At 65.0% G+C, this 303-nt stretch carries 1 pseudogene; it reads left to right on the forward strand.

The features are described from left to right. Positions 1 to 303: pseudogene (locus tag GM672_RS30290) on the forward strand (IS1595 family transposase); the annotation flags it as partial.

Here is a 303-nt window from a genome sequence, read left to right on the forward strand (position 1 = left end):
GGCGGCGCGGGGGCCATGCGAAAAAACGGGGCATCAGCGGCGAACTGGACTGCATTCTCGTGGCGCGCGACCGGCAAGGGCGTACCTGCGATTTCGTGCCGGGGCGCGGCCCCGTCACGGTGGCGCAATTGCAGCGCCATTTATTACCCATGCTGGACAAGGCCGTGCTGCTGGCCACCGATGCGGCGACAGCCTATCGGGATTTTGCGAAAGATCACGGCATCGCACACCGGGCCGTCAATTTGCGCCAGGGCGAGCGGGCGCTGGGGGAAATCCATGTCCAGAACGTGAACCGGTATCACG

The sequence above is a fragment of the Pseudoduganella buxea genome (assembly GCF_009720835.1).
GTDB classification, from domain to species: Bacteria; Pseudomonadota; Gammaproteobacteria; order Burkholderiales; family Burkholderiaceae_D; genus Rugamonas; species Rugamonas buxea.